9 protein-coding genes are annotated in these 12143 nt (G+C 70.0%); 8 read left to right on the forward strand and 1 reads right to left on the reverse strand.

The window, feature by feature from the left end; translation table 11 throughout:
- The first annotated feature begins 628 nt into the window (after positions 1-628).
- On the forward strand, positions 629-1474 hold the full coding sequence (locus ACWD4J_RS34430; protein WP_451399423.1) for a nitroreductase/quinone reductase family protein: 846 nt from the start codon (positions 629-631) through the stop codon (positions 1472-1474).
- A gap of 190 nt (positions 1475-1664) precedes the next feature.
- A complete protein-coding gene (locus ACWD4J_RS34435; RefSeq protein WP_451399424.1) occupies positions 1665-3605 on the forward strand; it encodes a phosphatase PAP2 family protein in 1941 nt (646 codons plus the stop codon).
- Positions 3606-3653: 48 nt separating this feature from the next.
- Here the strand turns inward: ACWD4J_RS34435 and ACWD4J_RS34440 are convergent, their stop codons facing one another.
- Complete coding sequence (locus tag ACWD4J_RS34440; RefSeq protein WP_451399425.1) at positions 3654-4529, reverse strand: LysR substrate-binding domain-containing protein; 876 nt, start codon at positions 4527-4529, stop codon at positions 3654-3656.
- Between the two features lie 165 nt (positions 4530-4694).
- On the opposite strand from ACWD4J_RS34440, the gene ACWD4J_RS34445 reads away from it, so the two are divergent.
- The 6 genes from ACWD4J_RS34445 (at position 4695) to ACWD4J_RS34470 (ending at position 12102) form a co-directional block, all read left to right on the forward strand.
- Positions 4695-5873, forward strand: a complete 1179-nt coding sequence (locus ACWD4J_RS34445; protein ID WP_451399426.1) for an L-talarate/galactarate dehydratase — start codon at positions 4695-4697, stop codon at positions 5871-5873.
- A 118-nt stretch (positions 5874-5991) separates the two neighbouring features.
- Positions 5992-6939 (forward strand): 5-dehydro-4-deoxyglucarate dehydratase, encoded by a 948-nt coding sequence (locus tag ACWD4J_RS34450; protein ID WP_451399427.1) that lies wholly within the window; start codon positions 5992-5994, stop codon positions 6937-6939.
- 439 nt (positions 6940-7378) lie between these two features.
- Positions 7379-8719 (forward strand): gluconate:H+ symporter, encoded by a 1341-nt coding sequence (locus ACWD4J_RS34455; protein ID WP_451399428.1) that lies wholly within the window; start codon positions 7379-7381, stop codon positions 8717-8719.
- A 64-nt stretch (positions 8720-8783) separates the two neighbouring features.
- Complete coding sequence (locus ACWD4J_RS34460) at positions 8784-10121, forward strand: enolase C-terminal domain-like protein (RefSeq protein WP_451399429.1); 1338 nt, start codon at positions 8784-8786, stop codon at positions 10119-10121.
- Positions 10122-10252: 131 nt separating this feature from the next.
- Positions 10253-10555, forward strand: a complete 303-nt coding sequence (locus ACWD4J_RS34465) for a hypothetical protein (protein WP_451399430.1) — start codon at positions 10253-10255, stop codon at positions 10553-10555.
- Positions 10556-10698: 143 nt separating this feature from the next.
- A complete protein-coding gene (locus ACWD4J_RS34470) occupies positions 10699-12102 on the forward strand; it encodes an FG-GAP-like repeat-containing protein (RefSeq protein ID WP_451399431.1) in 1404 nt (467 codons plus the stop codon).
- Positions 12103-12143 lie beyond the last annotated feature (41 nt).

Genomic DNA, 12143 nt, shown 5'->3' on the forward strand with positions numbered 1-12143 from the left:
TGGATCAGACATGCCCCGAACGTACGTCGCTGCTTGCCTGATCGATCCACCGATCGACGAATGGTTATGAAATGTCCGCTGGATCTCCCCATGCTGTGCGGGATGCTGTACGCGTGCCGCGGTTTCTCGTCGCATTGGCCGGAAAATATCCATTGCCAGGGCAGGTTGGGTGGAATACGTTGAGCCCGTGACTGCCGGGTCGGCCATGGGCCAGGAACGAGTAGGGCACCCGGCCTCGCCGTGATTGCGAGGCGGGCGAGAGCCCCGCCTGCCCCATCTCGCTCGTCGTGCGGATGTCGTGAGTGCCTCATGTCATTTGAGTCTCGTCCATATGACCTTCGAAGGCGCCGTACAGGTCGCTGACCTGCTGCTTCAGGGTGGCTGCGACTGAGTCCATGAGACTTGTGACTCACGGAGTCACAGCGAGCATTTCTCGTCGACTCGGCTTCCCTTTATTCCGCACACCTGTTTTCACGCGCCACCGTCGCGGTCGCTCCGTGCCCGTGGTGAATTCCCCCTGCCTGCCGTGCGGGTATTCGTGCTGCCTGCCATGCGGGTACTCGCGCATGCCCGCGAACTGCCGGCGAAGCCGGCCCCCACCATCCCGATCCGGAGAAGAAAGCAGAGAATGCCGAACGATTTCAATCAGCAGATCATCGACGAGTTCCGCGCCAACCAGGGCCGCGTCGGCGGATACTTCGAGGGCGCCCGGCTGCTCCTCCTGACCACCACCGGGGCGCGGTCCGGCGCCCGGCACACGACCCCGCTCGGCTACCTTCCCGACGGCGGCGAACGGGTTCTGGTCATCGCCTCTGCCGCCGGGGCGCCGAAGCACCCGGACTGGTTCCACAACGTCGTGGCGAACCCGCGCGTCACGGTCGAGGGCGGCGTCTTCACGTACGAGGCGGACGCGGTCGTCCTGGAGGGCGCCGAACGCGACCGGGTCTTCGCCCGCGCGGTCGAGGCGGATCCCGGGTGGGCCGACTACCAGGCCAAGACCACCCGCGTCATCCCCGTGGTGGCCTTGCAGGCGGTGCCCGGTCCACCGAACCCGAACGCGTCCTCGGCGGCCGCGGCTCTCAAGCTGGTCCACGACGCTTTCCGGCGCGAACTCGCCCTGGTCAGAAAGGAGATCACCGAGTCGGGTCCCGGAGGACTGGGCGCCCAGCTCCGGATGAACTGCCTGACGCTTTGCCAAGGGCTGCACAACCACCACACCGGCGAGGACACCATGATGTTCCCGTTCCTCGCCGAGCGTCATCCCGAACTCGCCCCGACGATGGACCGGCTCGCGGCGGAGCACCAGAAGATCGCGGCGCTCCTCGCCGAGCTGCGGCAGATCGTCTCCACCGGCGAAACCGCCGACCCTCAGCTGGTGCTCCGCGAGGTGGAGCGGCTCACCGACGAACTCGAGGCCCATCTGACGTACGAGGAGGAGCAGCTGATCCCCGTTCTGGACACGCAGGCCGGCTGATCCCCGTTCTGGACACGCAGGCCGGCTGATCGCTCACACCGTTCCAGGGCCGTCATCCGGAGTTCATTCCTCAAGCTCTTCATGTTCGGACAACGCGGTCTCACCAGCCTCGTTCGCCCCATACACTCCACCGCACCAGTCAGTTGGCGGAAAGCGCTTGTGGACGCTTGTGGAGCGGAGAGCAGAGAGCATGACGGCACGTACCCCCATGGCCCGCATGGACCGGCGGAGCTTCCTCAAGCGGTCCGCGGGTGTCTCGGCAGGGCTGATCGCCGCCCCCGCGGCGATCAGCTGGCTGCCTGGCCAGCAGGCATACGCCGCCGAGGCGTCGGCGGACTCGGCGGCAGCCGTGCGTGCCTTCGTCGACGACTATCTGACCAACACCGTCGACCACCTCACCCCCGAGACCAACGCTGCGGTCCGCATCCTCTCCGGAATGCAGCGCCTGTGGCAGACGGGGACGGCCTGGAACAACGGCACCCCGCTCGCCGTCGACGTGCTGCGCGCCAACATGCGCTACTCGATCGCACTCACCACACGCCGCACCGACGACGAAGCCCGGCAGTCCTTCATCTACGACCGGCAGGACCAGAGTTACGCGGCAACCGCCGGACTCGGCCCGCTCACCGAGGTGTACCGGACCGGCGCCAAGGCGGTCACCGGCATCACCAGCGCGCCCGACGGCACCCCGGCCGGGAAGATCAGCGATGCCGTGCCGGCCGGTGCGCCCGCCGGTTCCGCCATCGGGGCGGGGGCCGTCGACTCGGAGCTCGGCAAGGTGGTCCAGCTCGTCCAGACCGTGCGCGGCCCGTACGCCTCCGGCAACCCGAGCAAGTTCGCGTACCAGTACCCGCGGCCCTGGCGGATGACGGAGGACAACGAGGTCGTCGACACCGGCACCACGGACGCCCTCGGGTTCCCCGTCTACAAGTCCGACGTGGTCGTCGCCCCACAGCTGCTGCGCCAGCGCAGCACCTCCCCCGCCGAGGACGGCGGGTACCCCAGCGGGCACACCAACGCCTTCTACCTCGCCGGTCTGGCGCTCGCATACGCGATACCCGAGCGGTTCCAGGAGCTGGTGGCCCACGCCTCGTGGGCCAGCCACACCCGGATCCTCGCCGGCATGCACTCCGCCGCCGACGTCATCGGCGGCCGCATCCTGGCCACCGCACTCGCCGCCGCGACGCTGTACGACCCGGCCAACGCCCAGCTCAAGGCCGCGGCACGGCAGCAGGCCGCCTCGTACCTGCAGGCGCGGACCGGCACCTCGGCCGACACCCTGTACGCCTACGCGCACTCGGCGGGCACCGACACCGACCCGTACGCGGACCGGGCCGCCAACGAGCGCGCGGTCACTCCGCGTCTGACGTACATCCTGCCCAGGCGCGGCAACGCCCGCGTCCCGATGACCGTGCCCAAGGGCGCCGAGGTACTCATCGAGACCCGGCTGCCCTACCTCACCGCCGAGCAGCGCCGGGAGGTGCTGCGCACCACCGCACTGCCCTCCGGATACGCCCTGCTGGACGGGCCCGAGCAGTGGGGGCGGATCGACCTCTTCGCCGCGGCCGACGGTTACGGCGCCTTCGACGGCGACGTGCGCGTCGACATGGACGCCTCCGCGGGCGGCTTCCACGCGGCCGACGCCTGGCGCAACGACATCGAAGGGCCCGGCTCCCTCACCAAGCTCGGCACCGGCACCCTGACCCTGACGGGCACCAACCGCTACACCGGCGGTACGTCAGTGCAGGCCGGCACCCTCGTGGCCGCATCGCAGGACGCCCTCGGCACCGGTGACGTCCAGGTCCGCGGCGGCTCCCTCCGGCTGACGGCCGGCGACGGCGTTCGGGTGCGCGGCGGCTACGGCCAGTCCTCCGGCGCGACGCTCGACGTGGCGGTGGTCGGCGACTGCGGTGAGCCTGCCCTGGCCGTCTCCGGCCCGGCCGTCCTCGGGCGGGGCAGTGCTCTCGAGCTCCGGGTCGACGACCCTGCCGAGGGCACCGGCATCCGGGTCCTGCGCGCTCGCGGCGGCCTGCGCGGGCGGTTCGGCACCATCACCGTCCGGGCCGAGGGGCGTACGTACGAGGCCGTTCCCACGTACTCCGCCAACGAGGTCTCCGTACGCCTGAAGTGACCGGTCAAGCCTGCTCCGGCACCTCGGGGTCCGTCCTCACGGATGTCCTCACAGGTGCCGGAGCAGTGCGTGCAGTGCCGGGTTGTCGTTGTTCCTGCGCCACACCAGGTCGAGTTCCACGGGCTCGGGTATGGGCAGTTCGACCGGTTTGAAGATGATATCGGCGTACCGCAGCTGGGCGGCGGCCTCCGGGACCAGGGCCGCGCCGAGGCCGCAGTTGACGAGGGCCAGGATGCTGTGGACCTGGCTCAGATACTGGGAGTAGACGGGGGTGACGCGGGCGGTCCGGAAGATGCTGATGAGCAGTTCGTGGAAGTAGCGGGCTTCCGTGGGCGAGTACATCAGCAGCTCCTGGCCCTCGAAGTCCGTGACCTTGAGCGCTCCCGTGCGTTCCGTCAGCGCGTGCCCCGTCGGCAGGGCGGCGAGCAGCTGTTCCCGTACAGCAGGCTTGGACAGCAGGTCCGGGCCCGTCACCGAGGGCCGGATCAGGCCCAGGTCCAGGCTGTTGTTGGCGAGTGCCGCCAATTGGTCGCGGGTGACCATCTCGCGCAGGACGATCTCCGCCCGGGGCATGGCCTCGCGTGCCGTGCGCAGCAGCGTGCCGAGCGTGGAGTAGGCGCTGGCGGCGGTGAAACCGATGGTGATGCTGCCCGCCTGTCCCGTCGATACCTGCCGGACGGCGAGGGCGGCGTGCTCGGACCGGCGCAGGATGCCGCGTGCCTCGACCAGGAAGGCGCGCCCCGCGGGCGTCAGCTGGACCGACTTGTTCGTGCGGTTGAGGAGCTGTACCCCGAGGTCGTTCTCCAGCTGCCGGATCTGCCGGCTGAGCGGGGGCTGCGTCATCCGGAGCCGCTCTGCGGCCCGCGTGAAGTGCAGCTCTTCCGCGACGGCCACGAAACTCGTGAGTTGCGTGAGTGTGAACAACGATGCTCTCCGGGTATCAACGCATGCAAAATTTGAGTTAGACGTGAATCTTCCGGCGTTTTAGCTTCAAGGGCAACGGCTGAGCGGGACGCCCGGCCGGCATCGCGGCGGACCCCGGGACGGAGCCCGTCGCTCCCCAACCGTCCAAGGCACCGGAGCTGTCCAGTGGTGAGTACAACGAACATGACGCCGCACGTCGCGAACCAGGGCGAGGCGACGCTGGACAGAATCTCCTGGCTCAAGCTGTCCTCGGTCACCCTTCCGCTGTCCACTCCCATCAGCGACGCCAAGGTCCTCACGGGCCGCCAGAAGCCGATGACCGAGGTCGCCTTCCTCTTCGTCGAGGTCGGTACCGAGCAGGGGCACGAGGGCATCGGCTTCAGCTACTCCAAGCGCGCGGGCGGTCCGGGCCAGTTCGCGCACGCCAAGGAGATCGCCCCCGTCCTGATCGGCGAGGACCCCAGCGACATCGCCAAGATCTGGACGAAGCTGGTGTGGGCGGGCGCCTCGGTCGGCCGCAGCGGCCTTGCCACCCAGGCCATCGCGGCCTTCGACATCGCCCTGTGGGACCTGAAGGCCAAGCGTGCCGGTCTGCCGCTCGCCAAGCTGCTGGGCGCCCACCGTGACTCCGTCCGCTGCTACAACACCTCCGGCGGGTTCCTGCACACCCCCACCGAGCAGCTTCTGGAGAACGCGACCGCGTCCCTGGCCGGCGGCATCGGCGGCATCAAGATCAAGGTGGGCCAGCCGGACACCAAGGAGGACCTCCGCCGGCTGACCGCCGTACGCGAACACCTCGGCGACGACGTGCCCCTCATGGTCGACGCCAACCAGCAGTGGGACCGGCCGACCGCGCAGCGCATGGGGCGCGCCTTCGAGGAGTTCGGCCTGGTGTGGATCGAGGAACCCCTCGACGCCTACGACGCCCAGGGCCACGCCGCCCTCGCCGCCTCGCTGGACACGCCCGTGGCGACGGGCGAGATGCTCGCCAGCGTCGCCGAGCACTACGAGCTGCTGCGCCACAACGCGGCGGACGTCATCCAGCCCGACGCGCCCCGCATCGGCGGCATCACCCAGTTCCTCAAGCTGGCGGCCCTCGCCGAGCACCAGCACGTGCAGCTCGCGCCCCACTTCGCCATGGAGATCCACCTGCACCTCGCCGCGGCCTATCCGTACGAGCCGTGGGTGGAGCACTTCGACTGGCTGGAGCCGCTGTTCAACGAGCGCCTCCACATCAGCGGCGGGCGGATGCACGTGTCGTCCCGGCCCGGCCTCGGCATCACCCTCAGCGAGCAGGCCCGCGCCTGGACGCAGGCGGTCCACGAGGTCGGCACGCGGCCCTGACGCGCCGCACCGGGCAGTACGCGACCGGTCATCCATCGAATCCATTGACCTGTCGCGTACATAACCCTAACCTCCATCCCCATATGTAAATCGAGTCCATATACATGGAGACAAGTTCATGTCACTGAACACGGCGGCCCAGGATGTCGCGCGACGGCTGCGTGACGGCATGGCGCGCGGCGTGCTGTCCTTCCCGCTCACCAGCTTCGCGGACGACGGCAGCCTCGACCTGGACGCCTACCGCGCCTACCTGGCCGCTCAGCTGGAGACGGCCCCAGGCGCCGTCTTCCCCGCCTGCGGCACGGGCGAGTTCACCGCGCTCGACGAGGACGAGTACCGCCAGGTCGTCGCCGCGGCGGTCGAGGTGGCCGACGGGCGGCTGCCGGTCGTCGCCGGCATCGGCTACGGCTGGGCGCAGGCCCTGCGCTTCGCGCGGATCGCGGAGGAGGCCGGAGCGGACGCCGCGCTGGTGCTTCCCCACTACCTGCTGAAGGCCCCGCAGGACGGCCTGGTCGAGCAGGTGCGCCGGATCGCCGCCGGTACCGAGCTGCCCCTCATCGTCTACCAGCGCGACCAGGTGGCCTTCACCGCCGACAGCCTGCGCCGCCTCGCGGAGATCCCGACCGTCATCGGCCTCAAGGACGGCCACAGCGACCTGGACCGCCTGCAGCGCCTCACCCTCGCAGCCCCCGAGCACCTGCTCTTCTTCAACGGGGCCGCCACCGCCGAGATCCAGGCCCGCGCCTACGCGACGGTCGGCGTGCCCGCGTACTCGTCGGCTGTCCACGCCTTCGCACCCGAGATCGCGAACGCCTTCTTCACCGCCTTCCAGAACGGCGACCACGCGACGACCGAAGAACTGCTGCGCGGTTTCTACGTGCCGCTGGTCGAGCTGCGCGACCGGGTGCCGGGCTACGCGGTCTCCCTGGTCAAGGCCGCGGCGCGGCTGCGCGGCAGGCCGGTCGGCCCGGTGCGCGCCCCGCTCACCGACCCCGGTCCGGCGGACCTGGCCGAGCTGGAGAAGCTGCTGGAGACGGGTCTGGCGCTGGTGGGAGCCACGCGCTAGCGGCGCCTGACCCGTCGTCGGCCCGACCCATCGGACCGATCGCGTCGGCCTGACTCACCGTCGGCGCGGCACGTCACAGCCCACCGCGCCGGCACGCGGGCCGATCGGCTCCCGCGTCGGCGCGCAGCCCGACTGCCGGCGCGAGGCCTGACGGCCCGTACGACAGCCCCGTACCGAACAAGCGGGAGCGGCCCCCGAACATCACCGCTCCCGCCCCACAACCCGAACCGGCCCGCCGCACCCGGCACCCGGCCTCGGCTCGCTCGTGCGCCCGCACCCCACCCCCATGCTTCGGGAGCACCGACCCACACCGGCCCCCAGCCGGGCGCCACGCCCGGCGGCCACACCCCCAACTCGCCCCCGGCCCGTACGACGCTGACGGAAGCGCGTCGTACCAGGGGCCCGCCACCCTGCGCACAGTTCAAAGGGGAACTGACCCATGCCTCTTGTCGTCGTCGGAATCAGCGTGCTGATCCTGCTGTTCCTCATGACCAGACTGAAACTCAACGGCTTCATCGCCCTCCTCCTGGTGGCCGTCGGGGTCGCGCTGGTCCAGGGGATTCCGTCCGCGGAGATCGCGGACGTCCTCGGGGAGGGCGTCGGCGGCCAGATCGGCGACACCCTGCTCGTCGTCGGACTCGGCGCCATGGTCGGCCGCGTCATGGGCGACTCGGGCGCCGCCCAGCGAATAGCCAACAAACTCATCGACGCCTTCGGCCTGCGCTATGTGCAGGTCGCCATGGTCGTGACCGCCATGCTCATCGGCGTGACCATGTTCTACGAGGTCGCCTTCGTCATCATCGTGCCGGTCGCGTTCACCATCGTCCGGGTCACCCGCAAGAACCTGCTGTGGGTGGGCCTTCCGATGTCGATCGCCCTGTCCACGATGCACAGCTTCCTGCCGCCCCACCCCGGCCCCACCGCCGTCGCCGCCACCTTCCACGCCTCGGTCGGCCACACGCTGCTCTACGGCCTGTTCTTCGCCGTGCCGTTCGGCGCGCTCATCGCCCTGGTGTGGCCGCGGCTCCCGTTCGTCCGCAAGATGAACCCCTCGATCCCGACGGGCCTGGTCACTGAGCGCGTCTTCGAAGACGACGAGATGCCGAGCATGGCCTGGTCCCTCTTCGTCGCGCTCGTCCCCGTCGTACTGATCGCGGGCGCCGCGGTGACCGACATGGCGGTGTCCGACAAGGACAACCCGGTCCTGCACGCCGTCAACTTCATCGGCTCGGCGCCGGTCGCCCTCCTGCTGACGCTGTGCCTGGCCATCTGGGCGTTCGGCCCGCGGATCGGCCGCGGACTGGACGAGGTGAGCGCGTCCTGCGTCTCGTCGGCCAAGTCCATGGCCATGATCCTCATGGTCATCGGCGCCGGTGGCGCGTACAAGGGTGTCCTCGTCGAGGGCGGCATCGCCGACTACATCAAGGACGTCACGGACGGCTGGAACATCTCGCCGATCATCCTCGCGTGGCTCATCGCCGTCATCCTCCGCATCGCCCTCGGCTCCGCGACGGTCGCCGTCGTCACGGCCGCCGGTGTCGTCGCGCCGCTCGTCGCCGGCAGCGGCGTCCACCCCGAACTCATGGTCCTCGCCGTCTCCTGCGGCTCCATCGCCTTCAGCCACGTCAACGACCCCGGCTTCTGGATGTTCAAGGAGTACTTCAACCTGTCGGTCCTCGACGCGATCAAGGCGCGGACCACGTACACCACCGTGCTCGCGGTCCTCGGCCTGGGCGGTGTCCTCGCCGTCGAGTGGGCCCTGGACACTCTGAGCATCTGACCAGCGCCTCATCCGGCCCCCGCCGATACCACCGTCGACCCACTTCCGAACGCAAGGAACCCTGATGACAAGCGGAAGCCAGCCGACCGTCACCGAATTCTCCGTCTACCCGGTCGCCGGCCGGGACTCGATGGAGCTGAACCTCTCCGGTGCGCACGGCCCGTACTTCACCCGCAACGTGGTCGTCCTGAAGGACTCGGAGGGCCGTACGGGACTCGGTGAGGTGCCGGGCGGGGAGAAGATCACGCAGACGCTGCGCGACGCCGAGCCGCTCGTCGTCGGCGCGAAGGTGGGCGACTACAAGCGCGTCCTGCGCGAGATCGGCGAGAGGTTCGGCGACCGCGACGCCGGCGGCCGCGGCCTGCAGACCTTCGACCTGCGCACCACCGTCCACGCGGTCACGGCCGTCGAGTCGGCCCTGCTCGACCTCCTGGGACAGCACCTCGACGTGCCGGTGGCGGCCCTGCTCGGCGACGGACAGCAGCGCGACTCCGTACGCGTCCTCGGCTACCTCTTCTACGTGGGCGACCCCGACCGCACCGACCTGGAGTACGTGCGCGAGGCCGACTCGGACGTCGAGTGGTACCGGATCCGCCACGAGGAGGCCCTCACCCCCGAGGCGATCGTCCGCCAGGCCGAGGCCACGTACGACCTCTACGGCTTCCGCGACTTCAAGCTGAAGGGCGGGGTGCTGGAGGGCGCCGAGGAGGTCAAGGCGATCCGGAAGCTCAAGGAACGCTTCCCCGAGGCGCGGATCACCCTCGACCCCAACGGCGCGTGGTCGCTGCGCGAGGCGATCGAGCTGTGCGGGCCCCTGCTGGGCACCCTCGCCTACGCCGAGGACCCGTGCGGAGCCGAGGACGGCTACTCGGGCCGCGAGATCCTGGCGGAGTTTCGCCGCGCCACCGGACTCCCCACGGCGACCAACATGATCGCCACCGACTGGCGGCAGATGACGCACGCCCTGGCGCTGCAGTCGGTCTCCATCCCGCTGGCCGACCCGCACTTCTGGACCATGCAGGGCTCCGTACGCGTCGCCCAGCTCTGCAACGCCATGGGCCTGACCTGGGGATGCCACTCGAACAACCACTTCGACATCTCCCTGGCGATGGTGGCCCACTGCGGTGCCGCGGCCCCGGGCGAGTACAACGCCCTGGACACGCACTGGATCTGGCAGGAGGGCCTGGAGCGCCTCACCGTCGAACCGCCGCGCATCGTCGACGGCGAGATCGCCATCGCCGGCGCCCCCGGCCTGGGCATCCAGCTCGACATGGACCGGCTCCTCGCCGCCCACGAGCTCTACCAGCAGAAGGCGCTGGGGGCGCGGGACGACGCGGCCGGGATGCGCTACCTCGTTCCGGGCTGGACGTTCGACAACAAGCGGCCTTGCCTGGTGCGGTAGCGGCACGGAACCGGGGGCGGTGACGGCACAGCACTGGGGGACTGGCTGCGCCTGGCTCTGCGCGTCGCGAGGCGCGTACAGCCAGGCGCAGCCGGTCCGCGTTCAGATCCGCCCCCTACAGTGCCGAAGATATGACGGCTCTTACGTCCTTCACCTTCGTGCGCCACATCGATGGGCTCAGCTACCGCTTCGAACGCGACGGCGAGCGTCACGGGCGCCCCGCCTACCGCAGAACGGACGGGCAGGTGTGGTGTGTCTGGACGCCTGCCGACGGCTGGCACTGCGAGATCGCCGACGGCCTCGTGACCGCGCATCCCCTGACGACCTCTGCCGACGAACCCGAGCCCCCTGCCACCGTTTGGCGCAGCTTCAAGAACGACCGCTCGTACCTCTACGACCTCCGTCCTCTCGAATCCGAACGACCCGAAGTGTGATCCGCCGGAAAGCGCCTCGGTAAAAGGCCCCGGACGGTCCCGTTCACCTTGTCTTCCGTCGTGTGCAACCTTCCGTCCATCACGCGTGTCGTACGTCACCAGAGCCCCGAACGACGCATCGGTTCTGAGACGGGAGCGACACCTTGCGCGTACGTACCCTGGCCTTCGCCGTAACCGCAGCCCTGGCCGCCGCCGGCCTCGGCGCCCCGGCCGCCGCCGCGGCGCCCTCCGGCCTGTGGGACGACTTCAACGGCGACGGCTTTTCCGATCTCGCCATCGGCACGCCCAAGGCGAGCGGAGGTACGGTCACCGTCCTCTTCGGCTCGGCCTCCGGCGTCAGCCCCGCCCGCTCGGTGAACATCACCCAGAACACCCCGGGCGTTCCCGGGACCTCGGAGTCCGTGGACCAGTTCGGCGAGAACGTGACCAGCGGCGACGTCGACGGCGACGGTTACGCCGACCTGATCGTCGGCGCGCCCTACGAGGAGATCACGGGTAAGCCGAGGGGTGCGGTCACCATCGTCTGGGGCGGCGCGAACCCGTTCACGTCCGGCGGCACCATGCTCACCGCCCCGAACGCCGACGCCGTCCAGTTCGGGACGGGCACCGCCTTCGCCGACCTCGACGGCGACGGCACCGGCAACCTGGTCGTGGTCGGTGCCAACACCTTCTGGTGGTACGCCGACGGGAAGCCCACCCAGGACGGGGCGCTCGCGCCGGAGGTGGAGTTCCTGCCGGAGGGCGTGAGCCTGGACGGCGTCGTCGCCGGCCACTTCTCCGGCACCGACGGCAGCGACTTCGTCGTGCACGGAACCCGCGCGGGCAGCGGTTACGTGGGCCTGCTGCGCGGCGGCCCCGGCGACATCGGCTCCTCCTACTCGCTGCTGGCCGAGGGCACCGCGGGCGCCGCCTCCTGGGACAGGGCCGTCGCGGCGGGCGACATCAACGGCGACGGATACGACGACCTGGTCACCGGCAACACGGCGGTCGGCAAGGGCGGTTCGTTCACCGTGCGGTACGGCAAGGCGGCCGGACTGTCCGCCACAGGCAAGACGTACACCCAGGCCAGCGCCGGTGTGCCGGGCACCGACGAGGACTACGACAACTTCGGCGCCGCCGCCGCGGTGGGCGACGCGACCGGCGACGGCTACGCGGACGTCGCGGTCGGCGCCACGTACGAGACGGTGGACGGCCACCGCAGCGTCGGCAACGTCGTGTTCCTCAAGGGCGGTTCCGCCGGACTGACCACGAGCGGTGCCCAATCCTTCCACCAGGCTACGCCGGGCGTGCCGGGTGCCGCCGAGGCCGGCGACCACTTCGGCTCCTCGCTGCGGCTGCGCGACATCAACGGCAACGGCAGGGCGGACCTGGCGATCGGCGCGTTCGGCGAGGACATACTGCCCGACGGGTACGACGACGGGGCGGCGTGGGTGCTGCGCGGCGCGACCTCTGGCCTGACGACGACGTACGCGACGGCCTTCAACGCCTCGGACTTCGGCTATCCCATCGTCAAGGGCCGCAAGTTCGCGGATGTCTTCGCCCGCTGATCACCCACCCCCATTCACACCGGCTCTCTCGAGCCATGAGG

It is taken from the genome of Streptomyces sp. NPDC002577 (genome assembly GCF_053594815.1).

Excerpts from the sequence above, each read along its gene's own strand:
- ACWD4J_RS34450 (WP_451399427.1), top strand. The coding sequence starts at position 5,992 with ATGTCACTGAACACGGCGGCCCAGGATGTCGCGCGACGGCTGCGTGAC.
- ACWD4J_RS34465 (WP_451399430.1), top strand. The coding sequence starts at position 10,253 with ATGACGGCTCTTACGTCCTTCACCTTCGTGCGCCACATCGATGGGCTC.
- ACWD4J_RS34455 (WP_451399428.1), top strand. The coding sequence starts at position 7,379 with ATGCCTCTTGTCGTCGTCGGAATCAGCGTGCTGATCCTGCTGTTCCTC.
- ACWD4J_RS34460 (WP_451399429.1), top strand. The coding sequence starts at position 8,784 with ATGACAAGCGGAAGCCAGCCGACCGTCACCGAATTCTCCGTCTACCCG.
- ACWD4J_RS34435 (WP_451399424.1), top strand. The coding sequence starts at position 1,665 with ATGACGGCACGTACCCCCATGGCCCGCATGGACCGGCGGAGCTTCCTC.
- ACWD4J_RS34430 (WP_451399423.1), top strand. The coding sequence starts at position 629 with ATGCCGAACGATTTCAATCAGCAGATCATCGACGAGTTCCGCGCCAAC.